Source organism: Sporomusa sphaeroides DSM 2875 (genome assembly GCF_001941975.2).
In the GTDB taxonomy this organism is placed as follows: Bacteria; Bacillota; Negativicutes; order Sporomusales; family Sporomusaceae; genus Sporomusa; species Sporomusa sphaeroides.
On sequence record NZ_CP146991.1, the window covers coordinates 185,294 to 210,416 of the forward strand.

The 25,123-nt window shown below is 48.5% G+C and carries 23 protein-coding genes; 14 read left to right on the plus strand and 9 right to left on the minus strand.

What is annotated here, in order from left to right:
* Window positions 1-11 precede the first annotated feature (11 nt).
* Window positions 12-1,175 (plus strand): type III PLP-dependent enzyme, encoded by a 1,164-nt coding sequence (locus SPSPH_RS00740; RefSeq protein WP_075752281.1) that lies wholly within the window; start codon window positions 12-14, stop codon window positions 1,173-1,175.
* Window positions 1,176-1,308: 133 nt separating this feature from the next.
* Here SPSPH_RS00740 and SPSPH_RS00745 read toward each other — a convergent pair whose 3' ends face one another.
* The 9 genes from SPSPH_RS00745 to SPSPH_RS00785 all read right to left on the minus strand — a co-directional run bounded on the left by SPSPH_RS00745 (window position 1,309) and on the right by SPSPH_RS00785 (window position 11,483).
* Window positions 1,309-2,166 (minus strand): 3-hydroxybutyryl-CoA dehydrogenase, encoded by an 858-nt coding sequence (locus SPSPH_RS00745; RefSeq protein ID WP_075752283.1) that lies wholly within the window; start codon window positions 2,164-2,166, stop codon window positions 1,309-1,311.
* 80 nt (window positions 2,167-2,246) lie between these two features.
* Window positions 2,247-2,666 (minus strand): MaoC family dehydratase, encoded by a 420-nt coding sequence (locus SPSPH_RS00750; RefSeq protein WP_075752285.1) that lies wholly within the window; start codon window positions 2,664-2,666, stop codon window positions 2,247-2,249.
* Window positions 2,667-2,729: 63 nt separating this feature from the next.
* Window positions 2,730-3,929: an electron transfer flavoprotein subunit alpha gene (locus SPSPH_RS00755; protein ID WP_075752287.1), complete on the minus strand. Its 1,200-nt coding sequence runs from the start codon at window positions 3,927-3,929 to the stop codon at window positions 2,730-2,732.
* Window positions 3,930-3,942: 13 nt separating this feature from the next.
* The gene (locus tag SPSPH_RS00760; protein ID WP_075752289.1) at window positions 3,943-4,728 is read right to left on the minus strand and encodes an electron transfer flavoprotein subunit beta/FixA family protein; all 786 of its coding nucleotides are present in this window, start codon (window positions 4,726-4,728) and stop codon (window positions 3,943-3,945) included.
* Window positions 4,729-4,843: 115 nt separating this feature from the next.
* On the minus strand, window positions 4,844-5,983 hold the full coding sequence (locus tag SPSPH_RS00765; protein ID WP_075752291.1) for an acyl-CoA dehydrogenase: 1,140 nt from the start codon (window positions 5,981-5,983) through the stop codon (window positions 4,844-4,846).
* Window positions 5,984-6,157: 174 nt separating this feature from the next.
* The gene (locus SPSPH_RS00770; protein WP_075752293.1) at window positions 6,158-7,339 is read right to left on the minus strand and encodes an acetyl-CoA C-acetyltransferase; all 1,182 of its coding nucleotides are present in this window, start codon (window positions 7,337-7,339) and stop codon (window positions 6,158-6,160) included.
* 36 nt (window positions 7,340-7,375) lie between these two features.
* On the minus strand, window positions 7,376-8,926 hold the full coding sequence (locus SPSPH_RS00775; RefSeq protein ID WP_075752295.1) for an acyl CoA:acetate/3-ketoacid CoA transferase: 1,551 nt from the start codon (window positions 8,924-8,926) through the stop codon (window positions 7,376-7,378).
* Between the two features lie 198 nt (window positions 8,927-9,124).
* On the minus strand, window positions 9,125-9,958 hold the full coding sequence (locus SPSPH_RS00780; protein WP_075752297.1) for a methyl-accepting chemotaxis protein: 834 nt from the start codon (window positions 9,956-9,958) through the stop codon (window positions 9,125-9,127).
* Window positions 9,959-10,082: 124 nt separating this feature from the next.
* Window positions 10,083-11,483: a GntP family permease gene (locus SPSPH_RS00785; protein WP_075752299.1), complete on the minus strand. Its 1,401-nt coding sequence runs from the start codon at window positions 11,481-11,483 to the stop codon at window positions 10,083-10,085.
* 212 nt (window positions 11,484-11,695) lie between these two features.
* Between SPSPH_RS00785 and SPSPH_RS00790 the strand changes: the two genes are divergently transcribed.
* From SPSPH_RS00790 to SPSPH_RS00850, 13 genes are all read left to right on the plus strand, one after another.
* A complete protein-coding gene (locus tag SPSPH_RS00790) occupies window positions 11,696-11,902 on the plus strand; it encodes a hypothetical protein (protein WP_075752301.1) in 207 nt (68 codons plus the stop codon).
* Between the two features lie 90 nt (window positions 11,903-11,992).
* Complete coding sequence (locus SPSPH_RS00795) at window positions 11,993-12,733, plus strand: beta-ketoacyl-ACP reductase (RefSeq protein WP_075752303.1); 741 nt, start codon at window positions 11,993-11,995, stop codon at window positions 12,731-12,733.
* Between the two features lie 356 nt (window positions 12,734-13,089).
* The gene (locus SPSPH_RS00800) at window positions 13,090-14,856 is read left to right on the plus strand and encodes a sigma-54 interaction domain-containing protein (protein ID WP_083945335.1); all 1,767 of its coding nucleotides are present in this window, start codon (window positions 13,090-13,092) and stop codon (window positions 14,854-14,856) included.
* Between the two features lie 189 nt (window positions 14,857-15,045).
* Complete coding sequence (gene corA, locus SPSPH_RS00805; protein WP_075752305.1) at window positions 15,046-16,116, plus strand: magnesium/cobalt transporter CorA; 1,071 nt, start codon at window positions 15,046-15,048, stop codon at window positions 16,114-16,116.
* A 288-nt stretch (window positions 16,117-16,404) separates the two neighbouring features.
* Complete coding sequence (locus SPSPH_RS00810) at window positions 16,405-17,538, plus strand: sensor histidine kinase (protein WP_075752307.1); 1,134 nt, start codon at window positions 16,405-16,407, stop codon at window positions 17,536-17,538.
* A gap of 110 nt (window positions 17,539-17,648) precedes the next feature.
* Window positions 17,649-18,119: a universal stress protein gene (locus SPSPH_RS00815; RefSeq protein WP_075752309.1), complete on the plus strand. Its 471-nt coding sequence runs from the start codon at window positions 17,649-17,651 to the stop codon at window positions 18,117-18,119.
* Window positions 18,120-18,414: 295 nt separating this feature from the next.
* Window positions 18,415-19,602: an anaerobic nitric oxide reductase flavorubredoxin gene (locus SPSPH_RS00820; protein WP_075752311.1), complete on the plus strand. Its 1,188-nt coding sequence runs from the start codon at window positions 18,415-18,417 to the stop codon at window positions 19,600-19,602.
* Window positions 19,603-19,836: 234 nt separating this feature from the next.
* Window positions 19,837-21,270 carry an aminotransferase class I/II-fold pyridoxal phosphate-dependent enzyme gene (locus SPSPH_RS00825; protein WP_075755881.1) on the plus strand — a complete coding sequence of 478 codons (1,434 nt, stop codon included), beginning with the start codon at window positions 19,837-19,839 and terminating at the stop codon, window positions 21,268-21,270.
* Window positions 21,271-21,280: 10 nt separating this feature from the next.
* Window positions 21,281-21,958, plus strand: a complete 678-nt coding sequence (locus SPSPH_RS00830; RefSeq protein WP_075752313.1) for a dTMP kinase — start codon at window positions 21,281-21,283, stop codon at window positions 21,956-21,958.
* 135 nt (window positions 21,959-22,093) lie between these two features.
* Window positions 22,094-22,540 (plus strand): YaaR family protein, encoded by a 447-nt coding sequence (locus SPSPH_RS00835; RefSeq protein WP_083945491.1) that lies wholly within the window; start codon window positions 22,094-22,096, stop codon window positions 22,538-22,540.
* On the plus strand, window positions 22,540-23,568 hold the full coding sequence (gene holB / locus SPSPH_RS00840; protein ID WP_083945336.1) for a DNA polymerase III subunit delta': 1,029 nt from the start codon (window positions 22,540-22,542) through the stop codon (window positions 23,566-23,568). Before SPSPH_RS00835 ends, holB begins: the two co-directional genes overlap by 1 nt.
* Window positions 23,540-24,349, plus strand: coding sequence for a PSP1 domain-containing protein (locus SPSPH_RS00845; RefSeq protein ID WP_075752318.1), 810 nt, complete (start codon window positions 23,540-23,542; stop codon window positions 24,347-24,349). The genes holB and SPSPH_RS00845 overlap by 29 nt, the downstream gene beginning before the upstream one ends.
* Entirely contained in the window at window positions 24,349-25,101 is a 753-nt protein-coding gene (locus tag SPSPH_RS00850) for a tRNA1(Val) (adenine(37)-N6)-methyltransferase (RefSeq protein ID WP_075752320.1), read from the plus strand. The genes SPSPH_RS00845 and SPSPH_RS00850 overlap by 1 nt, the downstream gene beginning before the upstream one ends.
* The last annotated feature ends 22 nt before the right edge of the window (window positions 25,102-25,123 follow it).

Sequence of the window (25,123 nt, forward strand, 5' to 3'; positions counted from 1 at the left end):
AGCGATGATAAGTGAAATATTTTAGGTTATCCCAGAATGCTGTGAAGGCGCTGGCCGATACCTACAGCACACCGCTTTTGGTGCTGTCTTTAGAACAAATTGAACTTAATTACAATCTGTTGGCAGAGAATATGCCGGGTGTTAAAATATATTACGCTGTCAAAGCCAATCCGGATGAGCGTATTGTCCGGAAGATTCATGAGCTTGGCGGTTATTTTGATGTAGCCTCTGACGGCGAAATGCAAATGCTCAATCGCATGGGCATTGATTCGGCGCGTATGGTGTATGCCAATCCTATGAAAACGGCAAGCGGCCTGAAGGTAGCGCATGCTGTCGGGGTGAATAAATTTACCTTTGATTGTGAAAGTGAAATTGGCAAGATGGCGGCCGCCGAACCGGGAGCTACGGTGCTGCTGCGGATACGGGTGGACAATCCGCATGCGCTTGTTGACCTTAACAAAAAGTTTGGTGCCCATGCTGATGAAGCGCTGGCGCTTTTGACCAAGGCCCAGGCCGCCGGGCTGGATGTTGCCGGTTTATGCTTTCATGTTGGCAGCCAATCAACAGATAATGCGGCATACCTTGAGGCGCTCAAAACTTGCCGGGAGCTGTTTAGCGCTGCTGCCGAGCGGGGCATGAATCTTAGAATTCTTGATATTGGCGGCGGTTTTCCTATCCCGACCCTGACCGAGGAACCGGATGTTGCCGTCATGGCTGCGGAAATTTATAAAGCTGTCAGACAGTATTTTCCTGAGACTGAAATTTGGTCCGAACCTGGCCGCTATATTTGCGGTACTGCGGTTAACCTTATTACCCAGGTTATCGGCACCAAGGAACGCAACAACCAACAGTGGTATTTTCTGGATGACGGTTTGTACGGCACCTTTTCCGGCGTTATTTTTGACCACTGGGATTTTGAGCTTGAAACCTTTAAGACCGGCAAAAAAATTCCGGCAACCTTTGCCGGACCGAGTTGCGATTCCCTGGATATTATGTTTAGGGACAAACCCACTGTGCCGCTGGAAATTGGCGACTTAATTCTGGTGCCTAACTGCGGCGCGTATACTTCGGCTTCGGCGACCGTCTTTAACGGCTTTGCCAAAACGCAAATTGTTGTGTGGGAAGAAGTCTATGAAGAGATTAAAGCCAAGCTTGAACTGGCGGCTGCCGTGTAAGTAGTGTTTGTACTAAAACAAAGAGGCTGTGGATTACCTTAGCAAAGGTGTCCATAGCCTCTTTTTGCTTACATATCACATCGTTGCGGCACAATACCGGACAAGGCAGTGCCTGACCGGTATTTTTTCGCAGTTACTTGGTATAGTCAAAGAACCCTTTGCCGCTTTTACGGCCAAGATACCCGGCTTGAACCATCTTCTTCAGCAGTGGGCAAGGGCGATATTTGGGATCGCCATAGCCGTCATACAAGACTTGCATGATATATAGTACGGTGTCATTACCAATCAGATCAGACAGCGCCAGCGGCCCCATGGGGTGATTGAAGCCTAATTTGGCCACTGTGTCAATATCCTCCGCACTGGCCACGCCTTCCATCAGGGTATAAATGGCTTCATTGATCATCGGAATCATAATCCGGTTGCCGACAAAACCAGGGAAATCAGCGACATTGACCGGCGTTTTACCCAGTCTGACGCTCAGCGCCTCAATACGCTTAAAGGTTTCCTGGCTTGTTGCCAGGCCGCGGATTACCTCTACCAGCTTCATAACAGGTGCCGGATTAAAAAAGTGCATACCGATTACCCGGTCGGCCCGTTTGGTGGTGGCAGCTACTTCGGTAAGCGGGAGGGAAGAGGTGTTGGAGGCCAGGATGGTATGGGCAGGGCACAGGGTATCCAGTGTCTGAAAAATCTCCCGCTTGATATTCATATTTTCCACGGCAGCTTCGACCACCAAATCCACTTGGCAGGTTGTGGCGTCAAGCTGGGTTGCACCGGAAATTCTACTCATAATGGCTGTTTTGCTGTCAGCGTCAAGTTTGCCTTTTTCAACAGCCTTTGTGAGGTTTTTTTCAATGCTTTGCAGGCCTTTTTGCACAAACTCCGGTTTGATATCCTGCAAAATAACAGTAAGACCGCCCTGGGCCATAACTTGCGCAATGCCGCTGCCCATTTGACCGGCACCGATAATTAATACTTTATTAATTTCCATGAGATATAACCCTCCCATTTTTCTTGCTAACTGCTTATAAGAATAGGCGTTGTCGATGCACAACGCCTATTCCCGGCTAATTAGCCTTTTTTCATTACGGTGGCTTTGCCGTCGATAACTAAAGTGCCTTCCTGATTGATGACTGTGGTTTTGAAGATTAACCGGTTCTTGGCTTCGATTTTTTCAATAACCTCTACTGTGGCGGTAACGGTATCACCAATTTTTACCGGGGCTTTGAAGGCCAGTTCCTGGGCAAGGTAAATGGTATTGGCGCCAGGCAGGGTTGTGCCAAGCAGGGCCGAGATAAAGCCGGCCGATAACATGCCGTGAGCGATACGTCCTTTGAACATTGTGTTTTTAGCAAATTCAGCGTTGATGTGTACAGGGTTAAAGTCGCCGCTGAGACCGGCAAAGGTATATACGTCATACTCAGAGACTGTCTTGGCCATACTGGCCTTGTCACCGACCTGGATGTCGGCAAATTTTACGTCTTGCACCATAAAAAACACTCCTTTTTGTTAAAATAAGACTTGTTTCCGGTGAAGGTTTACTTTTGACCGCTATTAGTTCGCGCCTCTGCTCTTTTTAATTTCCGCAATCAGTGCCGGAATTACCTCCAGGACATCACCGACAATACCATAGTCGGCCATTTTGAAGATGGGAGCGTCAGGGTCTTTGTTGATAGCAATTACGATATCGGAGGAGGACATACCTGCTAAATGCTGGATTGCGCCGGAAATGCCGCAGGCAATATAGACTTTCGGACCAACGGTTTTGCCTGTCTGGCCAACCTGGTTTAGCGCCGGTATCCAGCCGGCGTCAACAGCCGCCCGGGAAGCACCCACTGCGCCGCCCAGGGCACTGGCCAGTTCTTCGATGAGCGAGAAGTTTTCGGGTTTGCACATGCCGCGGCCGCCCGAAACAATGAATTCAGCTTCTTCCAGATTACAGCACGCGGTACCCACTGGCACTACGTCAAGCAGCTTGGTGCGAATGTCTTCCGGTTTTACCTTGCTGGCCACCTTAATAATTTCTCCGGAGCGGGCAAAGTCTTGTTCCGGACGTTTAAAGACTTTGGGGCGGACAGTGCCCATTTGCGGGCGGTGGTCAGGGCACAGAATGGTGGCCATGATATTACCGCCAAATGCCGGGCGCGTCCAGGCAACCAAGCCTGTGGCTTCGTCAATGTCCAAATTGGTGCAGTCTGCCGTAAGCCCGGTACCGACGCGGCAGGCAACCCGGGGGCCAAGATCACGGCCGTCATTGGTTGCACCCATGAGAATTACAGAAGGACGATAGGTATTAATTAAATCAGTCAGGGTGATGGTGTAGCCATCGGTAGAATAGTGTTTAAGCTCAGGTGCTTCCACCAAATAGACTTTATCAGCGCCGCTGGCAATGACTTCTTTGGTTAAGCCGGCTACGTCCTGGCCGATCAATACAGCCGCTAATTCCTGGTTCATGGCGTTAGCCAGCTTGCGGCCTTCGCCTAAGAGCTCGTGACTTACGTTACGGATACGTCCGTCGACTTGCTCGATATATACCCAAACCCCTTTGTACTTACTTTTATCAATGGCAACCGTCTTTTCTTCAACTTCCCGTACAATGGCTCCCACCGGACATACGTCCACGCAGGCGCCGCAGGCAGTACAAGCTTCGGTGATTACCGCCTTGTCGTTTTCCATTATGATTGCACCGAACGGGCAGGTACCCACACAGGCACTGCAGCCGATGCATTGTTCAGCAATTACTTTTACAGCCATTATTTACTACCCCCTAGACAATCTTGGCATCAGATAATTTTTGTAGCAGCAGTGCAGCCGCTTCGCGGGCTGTGTCTGCCTGAATAATCTCACCCTGGGTACGCTGCGTGGGGGTAAAGATCCGGCGCACTTGTGTAGGTGAGCCTTTGAGACCGATTTTTTCGGCTTCGACTGTAACCTCGTTTACCGTCCAGACAGGAATCTCTTTGCGGTTGGCTTTCATGGTGCCTTTGACTGTCGGGTTCCGGGGAATGTTTATAGATTTTACCACAGTCAGCATAACCGGGGTAGAGACCTCAATGATTTCATAACCTTCTTCCTGTTCCCGCTCTACTTTGAGCTTGCCGCCCTCGGCCTCGATTTTAGAGACATAGGTTACCTGCGGGATATCAAGGTGTTCGGCAATTTCCGGGCCAACCTGCGCGGTATCTCCGTCGATGGCCTGTTTGCCGCAGAGAATAATGTCCACCTTGCCCAGCTTTTTAATGCCGGCAGCCAGGGTGTGGCTGGTAGCCAGGGTATCGGCACCGCCGAAAGCCCGGTCGCTTAAGAGAATGGCTTCATCAGCTCCCATGGCCAGACATTCTTTCAGCGCGTCCTTGGCCTGGGGCGGCCCCATGGAAATGACAGTTACCTTGCCGCCATGTGTATCTTTAAGCTGTAAGGCTGCTTCTACGGCGTTTTTGTCAAAAGGATTGACAATGCTGGGAACTCCTTGACGGATCAGGGTATTGGTCACAGGGTCGATTTTTACTTCGGTAGTGTCAGGCACCTGCTTGACACAAACTACTATTTCCATAACTAAATTGCCTCCTGTTTTATGAACATGCTATTCCAGGTATATAAGGGCAGCGGCTTGTGCTGCCCGTTATGTTGGCACAAGCCGTGTCTTATTTATACCGCTCAAGGTATCTTTAGCGTAAAAGGGCTCCGGAGATAACCATGCGTTGTACCTGGTTTGTTCCTTCGTATATTTGGGTAATCTTGGCATTGCGCATGAGGCGCTCAACGGGATATTCGCGGCTGTAGCCATAGCCGCCGAAAATTTGCACGGCATCGGTGGTAACGGCCATTGCGGCATCGGAGGCATAGAGTTTGGCCATGGCAGCTTCTTTGGAATACGGCAGGCCCTTATCTTTCAAATAGGCGGCACGGTATACCAACAGACGGGCTGCATCCACTTTGGTAGCCATGTCGGCCAGCATAAAGGCAATGGCCTGATTGCTGGCAATTGGCTTGCCGAACTGCACCCGTTCTTTGGAATATTTCACTGCATGGTCAAGAGCCGCTTGTGCAATACCAAGAGCTTGGGCTGCTACCCCGATACGGCCGCCGTCAAGGGTGGCCATCGCAATTTTGAAGCCGTCGCCTTCTTTACCTAACAGGTTTTCTTTAGGCACTTTAAGCTCCTGGAACACCAGTTCCATGGTAATGGAAGTATTGATGCCCATTTTGTGCTCTTTTTTACCAAAGGTAAAACCAGGCATGTCTTTTTCGATAATGAAGGCAGAGATGCCTTTTACCCCTTTGCTTTTGTCTGTTATGGCAAAGATAACATAGGTTTCGGCTTCACCGGCATTGGTGATAAATATTTTGCTGCCATTAATGACATAATGGTCGCCTTCCAGGACGGCAACTGTCTGCTGGGAAGCCGCGTCAGTACCGGCGTTGGGTTCAGTCAAACCAAAGGCTCCCATTTTTGAACCTTCGAGCAGCGGAGTCAGGTACTTTTGTTTTTGCTCCTCGGTGCCAAAGGCAAAAATCGGCCAGGCGCACAGGGAAACGGTTGCCGATAAGGTGATGCCAATGCCGTCATCTACTTTGGACAGTTCTTCTACCGCCAGGATGTAACTCAATACATCGCCGTCAGCGCCGCCGTATTGCTCCGGAAAGCAAATTCCCGTGAGACCCATTTCACCCATGGCGTCAAACAGCTCGCGGGAAAATTCACTGTGCTCATCCCGTTCGGCAACACTGGGCGCTACCTGCTTCTCGGCAAATTCACGCACAAGTTTTTGTGTCATTTTCTGGTCTTCGGTAAGTTCAAATAACATAATTAGACCTCCTTATTTTTAAAGAATATGTAATATACCACCTCCCGTTCTGGTGGAATGGGAGGTGGCAGCTAACCTATTTTAATTCTAACAGAAAGTATAGCTTTCTGTTAGGGCAAGGCAACATCGGCTTTTGCTGTCGCTACAGGCTCGGCGCAAGCCGTGTTTTCTTTATTACAGGCGTTCTACAATGGTAGCAACGCCCTGACCGCCGCCAATGCACAGGGTGGCCAGACCCAAATTGGCTTTTCTGGCTTGCATGGAATGCAATAAGGTAACCAGGATGCGGGCGCCGCTGGCACCGATCGGATGTCCGAGGGCAATTGCGCCGCCGTTGACATTGACTTTTTCTTTGTCAAAGCCGAGCTCTTTGCCGACTGCCAGGAACTGGGCGGCAAAAGCCTCATTGGCTTCAATTAAATCAATGTCGGCAATCGTCAGGCCGGCTTTTTGCAGTGCTTTGCGTGCTGCCGGTACCGGGCCCATACCCATGATGGCAGGATCAACACCGCCTGAAGCAAAGGAACGGATGCGGGCCAGCGGCTTGAGGCCAAGCTCTTTAGCCTTGTCAGCAGACATCATGACAAGCGCGGCAGCGCCGTCATTAATGCCTGAAGCATTGCCTGCAGTAATCGTGCCGTCTTTTTTAAAAGCAGGTTTTAAGCCGCATAACGACTGCGCGGTTGTGCCGGCTTTGGGATATTCATCGGTATCAAAGGTGGTATCACCTTTTTTGCTCTTGATGACAACCGGGAAAATTTCTTCTTTAAAAGCGCCTGCTTCAATGGCTTTCAAAGCCTTTGCCTGGGATTCAAAGGCTAACTGGTCTTGTTCTTCACGGGTAATGTTAAATTTGGCGGCAACATTTTCGGCAGTGATTCCCATATGGTAATCATTAAAAGCGCACCAGAGGCCGTCATGAATCATAACATCGGTGAGTTTGCCATTTCCCATTCTAAGTCCCCAGCGGGCCTTGTTGTCTAAGAGATAAGGAGCCTGGGTCATATTTTCCATACCGCCGGCCACAACAATATCGGCATCATCGGTCATAATGGCCTGGGCTGCCAGATTCACGGTTTTTAGCCCGGAGCCGCATACTTTGTTGATAGTGTAGGACGGGGTTTCATAAGGAAGGCCGGCTTTTATGGCTGCCTGCCGGGCTGGATTTTGTCCCAGGCCTGCCTGCAGTACATTGCCAAAAATGACTTCGTCAATGGTTTCTTTATTGATACCGGCTTTTTCGACAGCCGCTTTAATGGTTAGGGCCCCGAGGTCTGTTGCGGCAACTGAGGCCAGCGAACCGTTGAAATTACCTATGGCAGTACGCACTGCACTGACGATAACTACTTCTTTCATAATTGCACCATCCTTATGCTTTGTTTGTATGAATTACTACTTGCTTAGGCCCATGGGTTCGGCGCGGAAGATGCGCTCATCCATGGTCTTTAATTCAGGAGAGATAATGGGCTTGAAGTCCATGTGGGCAAGAATGTCTTTTTCTAAATCTACGCCGGGGGCAATTTCGGTAAGCATCATTCCATCGGCGGTCAGTTCAAATACAGCCCGTTCGGTGATGAACATGACCGGTTGCTTTACTTTCTGGGCATAATGGCCGCTGAAGGTAATCTGCTCAACATGCTCCAGGAATTTTTTGGCGCTGCCTTCATTGCGGATGACAAGTTTGCCGTCAGCCACCTCGATTTTCAGGCCGCCGGCGGTAAAGGTGCCACAGAAGAAAACACGTTTGGCATTTTGGGTAATATTGATGAAGCCACCGCAGCCGGCCACGCGGCCTTTGAATTTGCTGACATTGATATTGCCGTGCTTGTCGGTTTCGGCCAGCCCTAAAAATGCAAGGTCCAGACCGCCGCCGTCGTAGAAGTCAAACTGTTCAGGCTGGCTTATAATGGCTTCGGCGTTGATGGCGGCGCCAAAGCTCAGCCCGCCGGCCGGAACGCCGCCTACCGGACCTGCTTCTACCGTCAGTGTCAGGGTATCGCCGATACCTTCCTCATTAGCCACTACGGCTACTCCTTCAGGGATGCCGATACCGAGGTTTACCTTGGCATCAGGAATTAGCTCCATAGCGGCACGGCGGGAAATAATCTTGCGTTCATTCAGCGGCAGGGGCGCAATGGCTGACAGCGGCACGCGGATTTCGCCGGAATAGGCGGGATTATACTGCTCGGCGAAGGTTTGCATATGCTGCGAGAGGTTATCGGTGACAACAATATAGTCAACACTGATTCCCGGTATTTTTACCTGCATGGGAGGAATGCTGCCATTGGCTACAAGCCGTTCTACCTGGGCGATAACAATACCGCCGGAGCTTTTGGTTGCCTGGGCAACAGCCAATGCCTCCGAAACGCCGGCTTCGCGCTCAAGGGAAATATTGCCGCGTTCATCGGCACTTGTACCCCGGATTAAGGCAACATCAACCGGGAAAGGCTTATACCAAAGCCATTCTTCGCCGCCAAGTTCAATGACTTCCACTATGTCTTCGGTGGTAACATCATTGATCTTGCCGCCTTCAACCCTGGGGTCGACAAAGGTATTTAGGCCCACCTTGGTTATTACGCCAGGCTTGCGCCCTGCTATGCTACGGAACCAATGGGTCAGAGTGCCTTGTGGCAGGTTATAGGCTTCTATTTTATTTTCGACAGCAAGCTTACCCAGTTTGGGTGCAAGGTTCCAGTGTCCGCCGACAGCCCGTTTCACCATACCTTCCCTGCCGAAGTGATTCAATCCACGGTCTTTGCCGTCGCCTTGTCCGGCGCAGTAAATCAGTGTCAGAGCTTTCGGGGCACCTTCTTCGACGAAGCGTTCTTCCAGAGCGCCGGTCAATGCTTCTGCGTGAGCATTGCCGACAAAACCGGTAGTAGCTACGGTAACTCCGTCCTTTACCAATTTTGCGGCTGCTTGGGCGCTAATTACTTTGGCCATTATGCCACTCTCCTTCTTAAAAAGTATGTCAATTATGATTAATGCAAAAAACGTGCCATTTATCTTTAAAGCTAAATAAAGCTTATACTGGCATGCCTTTTCCGGGGTAAAGGGAAGATCGGCGACAGAGTTATGTGTTTACAAGCATAAACACATGTCTAGTTTTCTGTACGTCAGTCTATTACGTCCGGATGGTCGCTATTTGTCCAGGAACAGGCTGTCTGCGATGTTATCCAGTTGCTGTGCCATGCTGCTGAGTTGCTGCGCTGTGCTGGCGATGCTGGTGGTAGCTTCAGCTACCTGTAATAATACCTGGTGCATCTGTTCAATTTGCGAGTTGGAATTATGACTGTCTGTCTGAATGGTTTTTATGATGGTATCAATTTTCTTGATAGAATCAGCACTGCCGGCAGCCAGTTTGCGAATTTCCTCAGCCACAACTCCGAAGCCCCGTCCCTGCTCTCCCACCCGTGCGGCCTCGATCGCCGCATTTAAGCCAAGTAAATTTGTTTGTGCCGCGATGTTGTGGATTAAGCGCAATACCTGGTCGCTTTCGTTTGTTCTGGCTGCAGACTCCAGTGAGACTTTTGTCAGTGTCTGGCTTACGGCTGACAGTTCCTGCGTTTGGGCTGAAATATTCTGGGTTGTTGTGGCAAGAACGCTGATGGCTGTTGCTAGCTGGGCTGCCATTTCTTTCAACGATTCCTGCCGGACTACTGTTTCCTGGAAGCAGGCGGCGCCAATCACTTCATGATTATCATTGAACAGCGGGACAGCAATCGCAATATAGGGCTGGCCGAATAACGCTTTATCACCCTTGATCATGACACGCCGGCGTTCATGTACCGCACGGTACACCGCACTGCCCGGCTTTAGCTCTGAGCCGACTTCCACTTGCAAATCCAATGTTTTACCAGGCTGATAAAACAGATACCTGTCTTTGCTGGTCAGACTTATGCCGATATCACCTGTGGCTAAATCCGCCAAATACGGAGTTAGCTTAATAAATTGCTCAATAATCGAAACTTCCATAAGCGGTTCCTCTCTCGTTGTTTCTGATGCCGGTTGGCTGTGGTGCAAACAGGGGGACATGCCCTGGTCAATTAAAAACCTGTGTTGCGAAACAACACAGGTTTTTAGTTTAACGCAGGAAAACTTACAGCAGTCCGGTCATGGAGTGCAGCATAATGACAACAAACACCATCAGGGTTTTGAGACAGGTCAGGACAAAGATATCACCGTAAGAATCCTTATGAGTCAGACCGCATACGGCAAGCAGGGTAATTACAGCACCGTTATGGGGCAGAGTATCCATACCGCCTGAAGCCATAGAGGCAACCCGGTGCAGTATTTCCGGTGACATACCGATGGAATTTGCCCATGCCAGCCAGTCTTTGGCCATTAAGTCTAAAGCGATAGACATACCACCAGAGGCAGAGCCGGTAACGCCGGCGAGGACATTGACTGTCACGGCTTCCGATACCAGCGGCGAACCGCCCACTTTAATGCTCATCAATGCACTGGAGATGGATTTGAAGCCTGAGAGCGAGGCAATAACATTGCCATAGCCTACTTCAGAAGCTGTATTCATGATGGCCAGGAGCGAGCCGATGGCACCGGCGTTGAGCGATTTTGCCAGCATGCTGCTTGAACCGAGGTTTCTGTAGCCTAAGACAATGGTCAAGCCAATACCGGAAACCAGGGCGATAATTAGAGACCAGATGCTGATAACATTTTTAACAGCAGGAGCAGTCATTGGCAGATTCATAGCTTTAAAAGGCTCAAGCATGGCTGGATTCCAGGTGAACATATTGGTCATAATAAAGTTAACTACAAGTACGGTTAACAGTGGCAGAACAGCCAGCTGCCAGGAAGGAAGCTTGGTATCTTCTTTAATTTCCGGTTCATTCAGGGTATGATTACCGTAGCCTTCACCTGCGGCAGCGGCTTTTTTACGGCGATACTCCAGCCAGGCAATACCAAACCCTAAGATGGCTACACCGCCGATAAGACCAAGAATGGGAGCGGCATAAATATTGGTGCCGAAAAAGTTGGTAGGAATAAGATTCTGGATTTGGGGTGTGCCGGGAATACTGTCCATAGTTGCAGTAAAGGCACCGAGGGCTATTGTGGCAGGCAGCAATCTTTTGGGGATATCGGCTTCCTTAAATAAGGCTGATGCAAAAGGATAGATAGCAAATACGACAACAAACAGGCTTACACCGCCATAGGTAAGCACGCAGCCTGCCAAAACAATGGAAAGAATGGCGCGTTCTTTACCCAGACTTTTAATAATAGCGTGGGCAATGCCTTTGGCTAAACCGGTGTCTTCCATCAGTTTCCCAAAAACGGCCCCAAGTAAGAAGACCGGGAAAAACGATTTAATGTAGGTAACTGCTTTGGCCATAAATAATTCAGTATAGGCCGGCATAAGGGCCAGGCCTGACAGTGAAGCTGCCAGTAATGCAAAAACCGGCGCAAACAAGATTACGGAAAAACCACGGTATGCAAAGAACATAAGGAGAAATAAACTGAGGAGAATGCCTATTACTTCCATTTAATTAACCTCCTAAAAAATTTAGAATGTGTTTTCTCTATGCTCATGCTGTTGAAGCTGCGAGCGAGCCTCCTCTCCTGGTGATATGTGTTCGATTATTTTATAAGCAAGTATTGTGCCAATAGGAAGAAATGTTGAAATTAAGAGTAAAGTAAGTATTTTCTGTATAAATTAGCAGGGTAAGGGGAGTGCGTGTCTATTTGTAGGGAGGAGTGGGTGTTTATAATAATAGACAATGTGTATATGAAGTAAGACAGGCAGTGCGCAGTTTTGTGCCGTCGTCGTTTGCCGGCAGTGACTTGTCAAGTATGAGTATAGTTATTCCCACTATAATTATTTTCAACCAAAAGATTGGGCTGTGGGAGGAATTGATACAGCTGCTCAGGCCGATTGGTTTCGTTCTGCTTTCCCGCTTCTGAGTGTTGGCATGTTTTATGCAGTACAATGTAGCTGGAAGCTCGAACACTATTGTGTCCTGGAGGGTCTATTTTTAGAAGGAGGTATTTCTAATGAGAGGTTTAGAAGACAAAGTTGTAATTATTACCGGAGCTGCCAGCGGGATTGGCAAAGCGACCGCACTGCGGTTTGCCGAAGAGGGTGCAAATGTTGTTGTCGCCGATTTTGCCGACGGCACAGCTACGGTTAAAGAAGTGACTGAAAAGGGTGCGCAAGCCATCTATGTTCAGGTTAATGTTACTGATCCGGAAAGTGTCAGGACTATGACAGCCAAAACCATAGAGGCATTTGGTAAAATAGACATACTGATTAACAATGCGGGCATTACTAAAGACGCAATGATGAAAAAGATGACCAAAGAAGTATGGGATGCTGTAATAGATGTAAATTTGACAGGTGTGTTCAATTGCACTTCGGCAGTACTGCCATATATGCTTGAGCGGCAAGCGGGAGTGGTGCTTACTGCTTCTTCGGTTGTAGGTATATATGGTAACCTGGGCCAAACGAACTATGCGGCCACCAAATGGGGCGTTATTGGCATGACTAAATCGTGGGCAAAAGAAATGGCGAAAAACGGCCTGCGTTTTAATTGTGTGGCACCAGGCTTTATTGGCACCGACATGGTCAAGAAGATTCCGGAGCAGGTGCTGCAGGACAAAATATTAGTAAAGGTGCCTGCCGGACGCTTGGGTGAACCGGAGGAAATTGCCGCCGCTTTTGCCTTTTTAGCCTCAGATGATGCCAAATTTATCAATGGAACAGTACTGAGTGTCGACGGAGCTTGTACCCTATAACAGTAGTACTGTGAGATAGCTGTAGCACGTGATCAACCGCTATTGTCCCCAACAGGTGATAACGAGGAATGTCTGCATTCTTCGTTATCACTTTTGCATAATTTATCCTGAGGCTAACCTGCTCTAAGGCTCCCGGCTTCTGCAAGCGGGAGTTATGCCCTGCGGGCACAGGCGAGCGGCCAAGTCCCTGGAAGTTGGGCGACTAACCTTCAGCTGGGATTAAAACCACACCTGAAGCTAAGTCTGCTTTAGTTTCTGACAAAATCCTTGCTGAGGAGACTTTGCTATAGACACTAACAGGATAGCGCTCTATAATTGTCCTTGATAGACACATTGTAGAAACAGGAGGTCTCGGAATGCAAAAACAGGAAGAGGGTCGTCGGCCGAAAGCATTCTTGTCGACCGATATGGCGGAGATGCAGGCTGTGCTTGATTCTGTCTGCAATGGGGTAGTCGTAGTTAATCACCATGGTATTGTGACATTTTTTAATACTGCCGCCGAGACGATTAGCGGGCTGGAAGCCAAAAATGTCATTGGTCAAATGGTAGATGACGTAATTCCTAATACAGGTCTCATCCGTGTCATGGAAACTGGTCTGCCAGAGGTCAATCAACGTCAATTTATTGGAAAATGTGAAGTGCTGACCAACCGTACCCCGATTATTAAAGATGGCATGCTTGTCGGTGCGGTTGGGATTTTTCAGGATATTACCGAATTTAACGAAGTAGTGACTCAGCTTGAAGATATAAAAAGGCTTAAGAGTACTCTGGAATCCATTATGGAAAGTATGCATGAAGGTATTGTGGTCGTCGATAAGACGGGGCATATTACCATGCTGAATAAAGCCTATAGCGAATTTCTGGCTGTTGACCCTAAAGCGGTGGTGGGCAAGCATGTGGCTGATGTTATTGAAAATACCAGAATGCATCTTGTGGCTCAGGAAGGTAAAGCCGAAGTTACAGATATCCAGAAAATTAAAGATAATACTTGTATTGTTACCAGAATTCCCATTGTTAAAGATGGCGAAATTATCGGTGCTGTCGGTAATGTGGTATTTAAAGATATAAGAGAACTGAAATCTTTGGCCGGGAAGCTCCATAAACTGGAATCTGAGCTGGAGTATTATAAAGAAGAGTTGTTTAAGGCGTATGGCGGCAAGTTTACGTTTGAGAGTATTATTGGCAACAGCCAGCAGATGAAATGGCTGCGGGATGTGGCCGGCAAAGCTGCTAAAGGTACATCCACTGTCCTGATCTTAGGAGAAAGCGGTACAGGCAAGGAATTGTTTGCTCATGCAGTACATAACGCGAGCCGGCGGCGGCAAGGGCCGTTTATTAAGGTCAATTGTGCAGCTTTGCCGGAAAATCTACTGGAGGCCGAATTATTCGGCTATGAAGAAGGTGCCTTTACCGGTGCGCGTAAAGGCGGAAAACCCGGTAAATTTGAACTGGCTAACGGCGGGACAATCTTCCTGGACGAAATTGGTGAAATGCCGCTGGCTATGCAGGTCAAACTCCTGCGGGTGCTGCAGGAACGGGAATTGGAACGTTTGGGCGCAACCAAGACGATAAAATTGGATATTCGTGTTATTGCTGCCACCAACCGTGATCTGGAAGCAATGATCGAGCAGAACCAATTCCGTCAGGATCTGTATTACCGTTTGAATATATTTACCCTTCAAATTCCGCCCCTTAGAGAACGAACTGAGGATATTCCCTTATTGTGTCAGATGCTGCTTAAGAAAATTCGCAACCAGATTGAGCATTGGGTGGAAGGCGTAACCCCGGAGGCCATGGCTTTATTAATGCAATATAACTGGCCGGGAAATGTCCGCGAATTGGAAAATGTGCTTGAGCGGGTCATTAATTTGATGGATGATGAGACCATGATTGCGCCTGAACATCTGCCGTCTATGCTTAAGAAGCTAAACAGAACTACGGCCAAAGACGAGGATGGAGATGGGGCCCATGAGTTAGCCGACATAAAAGATGATGCCGAAAAACAGGCAATAATGAGGGCGCTGACTGCAGCGGAGGGGAATAAGAGTAAGGCGGCAAGGCTGCTTGGCATTCATAGATCAGGGTTTTATCAAAAATTGCAGAAGTATAATCTCTTAAAATAAAAAATATATATAGTTACCAGCAGGGCTGTAGCTAGCAAGAGTGAATAAGTCAGAGAAGATGAATATGTTTTCTGGCTTATTTTTGTACCAATAGAAAGTATAATCTTCTTAAAGAACCGGGCCAGCAGCGACTTTTGCCGTCGCCAAAGGCTCGGCGCAAGCCGTATTTTTTTTTGTATGGGGTGGATTATGGCGAGACTAGCGAAAAATTTGGCTTCCAAGGTTGGCTTACCGCCAGGGACCTTACTGTATTTTGGTGATACCCGTACCGATAAAGCGCATATTACTGTGCTGAATTATAACAGTGATGCGGTTACCGAAATAAATGATGTTGCGATAGCTGATTTGGCGCAACTGGTGGAAAGGCCCGGTGTAACCTGGATCCATGTACAGGGTCTTACCTCTCATGCCGTCGAGGGCATTGGCCGCCAGTTTGCCATTCATCCGCTGGTGCTGGAGGATATTTTGCATACCAATCAACGCCCTAAGCTTGGCGATTATGGCGAGTATTTGTGTGTAATCGTGAAATCGCTGGCAATAACAGCCTGGGAAGCAGATTATAAGGATGAGCAGGTCAGTTTTATTTTAGGGCCTAATTATGTAATTTCTTTCATGGAAAGTCTGCCTGGCGATAAGGATGTGTTATCCAACGTCTCTGAGCGGATTAAGAACCAGCGGGGTAAGATTTGCCGGCTGGGAGCAGATTATTTGTTCTATGCTTTGCTTGACTGTGTGGTTGACCATTATTTTTTGCTGCTTGAACATTTAGGAGAAAAAATTGAAATTCTCGAAGATGAAATTGCCGTTCAGCCGCGGCCTGAGTTATTACATGAACTGCATGCGCTTAAACATGACCTGCTGTTTATGCGCAAAGCGGTATGGCCTGTGCGGGAATTAGTCAGCGCCCTGGAGCGGGGGCGGGCTTCCCACATTCAGGAAGCAACCTTTATTTATTTGCGGGATGTCTATGACCATGTAATTCAGGTAATTGAGACGGTTGAGATTTACCGGGATATGTTGTCAGGCATGCTGGATATTTATTTATCAACCATTAGCAACAGAATGAGTGAGGTCATGAAAATGCTGACAATTATCTCGACCATTTTCATTCCGCTTACCTTTATTGCCGGAGTATATGGTATGAATTTTGAATATATGCCCGAACTCCGGTGGGAATACGGTTATTTCCTGATTCTATCGGTTATGCTGGCAATGGGCTTGCTGATGGTTTGTTTTTTCCGCAAAAAGCGCTGGTTGTGAGCGGGGCGGGGTTAAAATCGTGGTACCCGGCGGCGCTTCGGCCTGGCGATTATGCTGCCGGCAGTCACTCTTGACTTACCTGCTGCAAAAAATGTAAAATTATATTATAGAAATCCTGTGATTGTTTACCATGGCAGACACGGTTATCAGGCATATATAGTGACCAAATACAGTAAATAAAAGAGGGGGGAAGCTTCGCCCTCTTTTTTGGTGTATGTTGCTTCAGCAGGGATTGTACTGAGTATGGTGACTTGCCCCTAGTATTTGTAAAGCAAGAGTGGTGACAGAATGATAAATATTGACGCAAAGGCCCTTGATAAAATTGTAAAAAACACCATCGCTGCAGTAGAAAGAAGCAAGGCACAGATATTTGACATATATGACGCTGCCCGGGTCGAGATGGAAAAGGTTCGTCTGGATGTCGAACGTGTTAAACAGGAAACGGCAGACATAATCTTTAGAGTGGATGAACTGGAAAAGAAAGAACGCAGGTCACGCTACCGGCTGATGGAGGTCAGCCGGAATTTCCGCCAATACACGGAAGACGATATCAAGGCTGCCTATGAGGATACCAGCAATGTTCAGCTTGAACTGGCTATGGCCAGGCTGCAGGAGCAAAATCTGCGACGCCAGCGGGATGAGCTGGAGCTTAGGCTGAAGACCTTGAAGAGCACGGTGGAAAAAGCCGAGGAATTAGCCTCGCAGGTGGGAGCCGTATTGGGGTATTGGGGCAGCCAGATGGGTGATGTTGTAACCCAGATTGAATCGTTGCAGGCCAGACAGAATTTCGGCGCCAAAATCATTAAAGCCCAGGAAGAAGAACGGCGGCGCGTATCCCGGGAAATTCATGACGGTCCGGCGCAGGCTATGGCCAATATCGTCTTCCGGGCCGAGGTATGTGAACGTCTCATGGAGTCTGATGTTGCCAGAGCCAAACATGAATTAGGGGATTTGCGCGAGCAGGTGCGGATAGCCTTGAAAGAGACGAGAAAAATAATTTTTGACCTTAGGCCCATGACACTGGATGATTTGGGACTGGTTCCTACCATCCGGAAGGTGTTGGAAACCATTAAAGAGCGGAGTGCTGTTTTTTCCGAGGTGAAGGTGCTTGGCACTGAGAAAAGACTGGAACCTCATATTGAGATAGGTTTATTTCGGATTATCCAGGAGGCACTTAGTAATGTCGAAAAACATGCGAAAGCCTCCAACATCTGGGTTCGTATTGATTTTCGGCCAAGTGTGGTTTCGGCGGTTGTCGAAGATGACGGTAGGGGCTTTGATACCGTCGAATCGGTGGGCAATGAAAGCTTTGGTCTGATGGGTATGCGGGAGCGTATTAACCTGTTGCGTGGTGAGCTTACCATAAAATCAGAGGTTGGCAAAGGCACCCGGGTTTTTGTTACCGTACCGCTCGGCCCTTAACCGGGACGGTTTAAGCAAAGCTTTATTGGATTTTATGGACACGAAAATAGAGGACATAATAAATTTATGGCGAATTAATTATCTTAGAAACGATCATAAGGGGGATGGCCATGAAAAAAAATATTCTAGTTCCGTTTGATGGATCAAAGAATTCAATCGAAGCATTGCGACTGGCGATTAGTTTGGGAAAACTGCTGCAGGAAAAAATTGTAGTATTAAATGTTCAACCGACGTTTCGGACCGTCCATTCCAAAATGTTTTTTTCTAATAACACTATTCGTGAATATCAGGAGCAGCTTTTTGCGGAGGTCGTGCCTGCAGCAAAAGAAATATTAGAAGCTGCTCAGGTAGAATATGAATTAAAGTTAAGAGTTGGCGATGCTAAAGAGCAGATTTGTCTGGAAGCCTTGCCGGATACCAGTGGTGAACCGGGATGCGCACTTACCGGTGTGCGGATGATCATCATGGGTTCACGGGGAATGAATCCTCTGGTTGGCGGAGTGCTTGGCAGTGTCAGCTATGGTGTGGTCAATGCCGCGCCTTGCCCTGTTACCATCGTTCCCTTCTCTTGTGCAGAATAATTTGAGCAAGTCTGTATAACCTGCCTGATAAGAAAAAGAAGCATGTCTTTGTAGCTAACAAGGCAGTGCTTCTTTTCTTTACTTTGTTTTGGAATTGTAGCAGGCTAGGGGGGCGTATTTGTCGAAGGTTTGGGGAATATTTATTTTATCTTGGGCAATTATAACAAGGCATCTCAGCCATTTGTGGGTTGTGGCGGTTAAGCGGAAAATTGCGTTTTTGTGATTATCGTCACGGCAGTTATGGAGAAAAGTGGTATAATATTATTATCACAGAATATTAGGGGAGGTAGTAACTATGCGTTTTAAAATTACAGATAATGTAACCTGGGTTGGTAAGGTAGATTGGGAATTGAAAAAATTCCATGGCGAGGAATACTCTACGCACAAGGGTTCTACCTATAATTCTTATTTGATTCGCGATGGAAAAAATGTCCTCATTGATACGGTATGGCTGCCTTTTGCCCAGGAATTTGTGGCAAATCTTCAGCAGGAAATAGACCTGGATAAGATTGATTACATTATTGTAAACCATGGTGAGGTTGACCATAGCGGCGCATTACCCCAGTTAATGAAATTGATTCCCAATACCCCGATTTATTGTACTGCCAACGCCGTTAAGTCGTTAAAAGGCCAGTATCACCAGGATTGGAATTTTCAGGTGGTCAAAACCGGGGACAAGCTCAATATCGGTTCCAAGGAATTTATCTTTGTCGAAGCGCCGATGCTGCATTGGCCGGACACGATGATGTGCTATCTTACAGGCGACAATATTTTATTCAGTAACGATGCCTTTGGTCAGCATTATGCTTCTGAATATATGTTTAACGACCTTGTTGACCAGGATGAACTGTATAAAGAGTGTATCAAATACTATGCCAATATTCTTACGCCCTTTAGCCGCTTAGTTGACCGCAAAATTCAGGAGGTTGTCGGTTTTAATCTGCCGGTGGCTATGATTTGTCCAAGTCATGGCGTGCTTTGGCGCGATAATCCGCTGCAAATTGTTACCAAGTATACCGAATGGGCTAAAGATTATCAAGAAAATCAGATCACTATTCTGTACGATACCATGTGGGATGGTACCCGCAAAATGGCTGAGGCTATTGCCGCAGGCATAAAAGCCGGCGATCCGTCAGTAAACATCAAGCTGTTTAATACCGCCCGCCGGGATAAGAATGACATCATTACCGAAGTATTCAAATCCAAAGCCATTCTGGTAGGGTCGCCCACTGTCAACAAAGGCGTTCTGTCCTCCATTGCCGGGATTATGGAAGAAATTAAAGGCTTGGCCTTCAAAAATAAGAAAGCCGCTGCTTTTGGCGCCTATGGCTGGAGCGGCGAATCGGTTAAGATTATTAATGAGATGCTGGCTTCGGCCGGGTTTGCGGTTGTAAATGACGGTTTCAAAGGCTTGTGGAATCCGGATGCGCAAACTACCGAGGGCGCTATACAGTTCGGCAAGGAATTTGCTAAGCTGTATTAATGAGATATAGCTTTAATTAGTGTTACAAGGCCGCCGGCAATTGACCGGCGGCTTTTGCTTTCCCTGTTTGCACCCGGCAATTTTTTTTGCCTTGAGTGCTGCTTTGTCTTGGCAGCTTGTACCGGGTAAGGGGTGTATGCTAAAATATTTACAACCTGCAAGGGTATAATAGAGGAAGAAAGAAAAGGCGGTGGCGGTGTGCTTGACCAACGGAAAGTGCCTTTGCTGGCAGCTATGAATACTTATGTAAATGATAAAGTAATTCCTTTTCATACACCGGGACACAAAATGGGCAAAGGCATGCATCAGGCTTTGGCTGACCTGGTGCCGCAGAAAACCCTGGCTCTTGATTTAGCGCTTATGACTGAACTCGATGATTTACATGAGCCGCATGGTCCCATCAAGGCGGCACAGGATTTGGCAGCCGACCTTTACGGGGCAGATCATAGCTTCTTTGTGGTTAATGGCACTACCGGCGGGATTTATGCGATGATTCTTACCATTGCCGGACCTGGTGACAAGATTATTGTACCGCGCAATTCCCATCGCTCCATCATTGGCGGCATTATTTTAAGTGGTGCTATTCCGGTATTCATGCAGCCTGAGGTGGATAACGAGCTGGGGCTGGCTATGGGGGTTACCCCGGAGGCGGTATCTCAGGCATTGGCAGAGCATCCTGACGCCAAGGGTGTGCTTATTATTAATCCCACCTATTACGGTGTGGCTACCGATCTGAAAAAAATAGTTGATATTGTGCATGGCCATGGTATTCCGGTGGTTGTTGACGAGGCGCATGGACCGCATCTTAAGTTTTCGGACAGGCTGCCGGTTCAGGCCCTTGATGCCGGTGCCGATATTGTGGCCCAAAGCACTCATAAAATTATCGGGGCCCTGACCCAATGCTCTTTAGTGCATTGCCGCGAAGGCCGGATCAGGGTGCCGCGCCTTAAGGCCATGCTGCAGTTAGTTCAGTCAACCAGTCCTAATTATATTCTGCTGGCCTCCCTGGATGTCGCCAGAATGCAGATGGCCACACAAGGGCGTGAACTGATTGAACGGGCTGTCGATTTGGCTAACCAGGCCCGGCAGGAGATAAACAAAATTCCCGGACTGTATTGCTTTGGTGAGGAAAAACTGGGCAATCCCGGTGTGTACAGCATGGATTGGACTAAGGTTACTGTCACCGTCAAAGGCCTGGGCTTAAAAGGGGCGGAAGCCGAGCGGATTTTGCGCCATAAATATAAAGTTCAGGTAGAGTTATCTGATGTATATAACATTTTGTTTCTCATTACGCTTGGCGATACCGAACGCGAAGTGGAGGCACTGGTGGCTGCCCTCCGGGATATGGCGGCTACTCACCATGGGACACGCGATTTTTCGGCCATTAATTCCATTTATGCCGCAGGTAAGCATCCGGCGTCACCGGAACAAGTCATCTCACCCCGGGATGCGCTGTTTGGCAATACCTGCATGGTGCCGTTCCGGGATGCGGCAGGCATGACCTGTGCCGAAATAGTCACCTTCTACCCCCCGGGAATCCCCTTGCTTTGTCCGGGGGAAAAGATTAGCCAGGAGATTATTGATTACTGTCATGTGCTGCAGCAGGCCGGGCTGCATATCTCAGGGCCGGAAGACTATTTACTTAAAACCATTAAAGTGGTGGATTGACGGAGGAACTATGCGCGGCAAATTAATTGTTATTGAAGGTACTGACGGCAGCGGCAAGGCCACTCAGTCCGGGAAGATGGCTGCCCGTCTTGCGGCAGAAGGCTTTACTGTGCGTAAGGTGGACTATCCCAATTACCAAAGCCAGTCGTCGGCTCTGGTCAAAATGTATTTGAATGGGGAATTCGGAGAGCGGCCTGAGGATGTCAATGCCTATGCGGCCTCGGCCTTTTACGCGGTTGACCGGATTGCGTCTTATAAAAAGGAATGGGAGGAGTTTTATCTAAACGGCGGGATCGTTATTGCCGACCGTTATACTACTTCCAATATGATTCATCAGGCAGCCAAAATCAAAGACAAGGCTGAGAAAGAACGTTATCTGGAATGGTTAGGGGATTTTGAATTTACCAAATGCGGTTTGCCGGTTCCTGATAAGGTTTTTTTTCTGGCAATGCCGCCGGCGGTCAGCCGGGAACTTATGCGCGGACGGGAAAATAAAGCAGGCAATGTCAAAGATATTCATGAACAAGACAGTGACTACTTGTCCTATTGTTTTGCCAATGCCTGTGATATTGCCGCAACCTTTGGCTGGCACAGGGTGGACTGTACCGATAGCGGCCAAATAAAAACTATTGAACAGATTCATGAGGAAATTTATCAGGAACTTCACAGGATGATCGGCAGGGCTTAATCAGGCCCTGCTTTTGTTTTTGGTGGATATTTGGCAAATATTTGATTATTTTATTGAAACCATATATAATTTAAGGGATAAGAAGAAGGTAATCTGCCGTATAGTTTCGGGGCAGGAGGATTAAATTAGATGAGTATGAAAGTAAATACCTTTGGTGTGAGCAACCAACCGGTGTTGAGCGACCGCGAGCAGAACGTCAAGTCGGAAAAAGCAGGCGGCTATTTTGCCTCCGACCTGCGAAAAACGCAGGAAAAGCAGTCAACCGAGCGTCTGCAAGCATTACTGGCCGATATTGATGAAAGCGGCAGCCGGTTATCACAGATGCCAACATATAGTGAACTTAAGTCATACCGGGAAAATGTGCGGAAGTTTATCGGTGAAGCCGTAGCCCGGATGTACAGTCTGGAATCCCGTACCGGCTGGGATCGTCATGGCCGCCAGAAGATGTTTACAACCATCAGGCAGATTGATGAAAAACTGGCGGAAATGGCAGAAGACGTACGCGCAGGCCAGGACCGGCAGTTATCAATCATGGCCAAGCATGACGCAGTGCGCGGTATGTTGGTTGACCTGTATACCTGATGGTTATGCATTGGGATGCAGTCATTGGCCACCAGGACGCTGTACAGGTACTCAAAGCCATGCTGGTCAGCGGTGCGATACCGCATGCCTTGCTCTTTACCGGGCCGTCAGGTATCGGTAAGGGGTTGACCGCCCGCATAATGGCTGCCGGAATTTTATGCAATGCCGGCGGCATAAAACCGTGTGGGCACTGTTCCTCCTGTGTGCTGTACGGCAGAGAGGCGCATCCTGACTTTACCCTGGTTGCGCCTGAGGGGGCGACAATTAAAATTGACCAGATCCGGGCATTGCAGCATTTTGCGTCCCTGGCTCCGGCTGTCAGTCCGGGCAGGCTCTGTCTGATCGAGGATGCCGAGTTTATGACAGTTCAGGCCGCCAATAGTTTGCTCAAGCTGCTGGAGGAGCCGCCGGCCGGCTTTGTTTTTATCCTGGTGGCAGGCACGGCGAAACCGCTTTTGCCGACCATTCTGTCCCGTTGCCGCAACCTTAAGTTTTATCCGTTGCCTGCAGCACTCCTTGAGCAAGCTCTGGTGCACCAGGGTTACAGCCTGGAGGCGGCTGCGGTAGCGGCCCGGCTGAGCGGCGGGCGGATGGGGAAAGCACTCACTCTGCTGGCTCCGGACGGCTTGGCACAGCGGGATATGGCGGCAGGCCTGTTTGCCAGCCTCGAAAGTCGTGATATGATGGCTGTCTGGGAGCAGACGGCCAAGCTTGACAGTCTGGAAACAAAGGCTATTATAACTGTACTGGAATATTTTCTATATCTGCTCCGGGATGTACTGCTGGTGGCCGGTGGGCATAACGCGCGGCTGCTGTATAATATTGACCTTAGACCTCAACTGGACGGCTGGGCAGCGGCTTGGCCTGAAGGGCGATGCGTAGCGGCTATGACCGTAGTTAAGAATACAATCCGTGCCATTGGGAGCAATGCGAATACCCGCCTGGCATTAGAAGAATTACTCATAAAATTAAAAGATTTACCGGAAAAAGGAGAAAATCATGTTGACAGTAGTTGGGGTCCGCTTTAAAAAGGCGGGTAAAATATACTATTTTGATCCGGGCGGTATTGACATTCATGCCGGCGAGCATGCCATTGTCGAAACCGCAAGAGGTCTTGAATTTGGTGATGTGGTTATCGGCGCGCGTGAAGTGGCAGACGATCAAATTGTTGCTCCGCTGAAACCGGTGCTGCGCAAGGCTACGCCTGAGGATCAGGAAAAGGTTAAGGATAACCGGAAAAAGGAAAAAGAAGCCTTTAAAATTTGTGAACAAAAAATTCAGGCCCATGGGTTGCCCATGAACCTGGTTGATGTAGAATACACTTTTGATGTAAATAAGATTATTTTCTATTTTACCGCTGAAGGGCGTATCGACTTTCGCGAGCTGGTAAAGGATTTGGCCAGTGTGTTCAGGACCCGGATTGAACTGCGGCAAATCGGCGTAAGAGATGAAGCCAAGTTAATGAATGGTATTGGCTGCTGCGGCCGCTCGTTGTGCTGCGCCACTTTTCTGGGAGATTTTGAGCCTGTGTCCATTCGCATGGCCAAAGACCAGAACTTATCGCTCAATCCCACCAAGATTTCCGGTATCTGCGGCCGATTGATGTGCTGCCTGAAGTACGAGAATGACTGCTATACCGGCTGCTGCGTCAAAAAGGTTGTGCCGCCGACAGTCGGCAAAGAGGTGATTACTGTTGAGGGCGAAGGCAAGGTAATTACTATTAATCAACAAAAACGGACAGCAACGATTAGCCTGGCAGAAGGTAAAACCCTGATCATCCCCTGGGATGAGGTAGTGGAAAAAGAGTAATGGCCAGTGAGGTTGAACTGAAACCCGGTGAACGGGTGGATGAGCTTATTATTAATGATCTAAAATTGATTCAACATCCTGACCAGTTCTGTTTTTCCCTGGATGCTGTACTGCTGGCTCATTTTGCCAGCTTGCGCTCTGGCGGGACGGCGGTTGATCTGGGGGCAGGAACAGGGGTTATTGGTTTGCTGCTCTTGGCGCGAGGGGCGGCAGCCGTTACCGGCCTGGAACTAAATCCGGTTATGGCCGATATGGCGCAAAGGTCAGCCTGTCTCAATCAGCTTGAGGACAGGCTGTCTATTATCCAGGGGGACTTGCGCCGGATTAAGGACTTTTTTCCCGGTGGCGGCTGTGAACTGGTTGTTTCCAATCCTCCCTACCGTCCTGTAGGGGGCGGTTACATAAGTCCCAATGACCGGGTAGCCATGGCCCGTCATGAAGTGACGGCAAATCTGGCCGAGGTAGTTGCTGCCGCCAAATATCTTGTAAAGTACCGCGGACGGTTTGCCATGGTGCATCTGCCTGAGCGGCTGGCCGAGATTTCGCTGGCGATGTGCCAGGCCGGTATTGAGCCCAAACGCTTGCAGCTTGTATATCCGGCAATGGATAAAAAGCCCAATATGGTACTGATCGAGGGTGTGCGTGGCGCCAAGCCCGGGCTGGATGTATTGCCGCCGTTGATTGTATATGCTGCTGACGGGAACTATAGTGAAGATATTATGAAGCTCTATTTTAACAGGCAGGACAGGTGAATGCTGTGAATCAGCCAGGTAC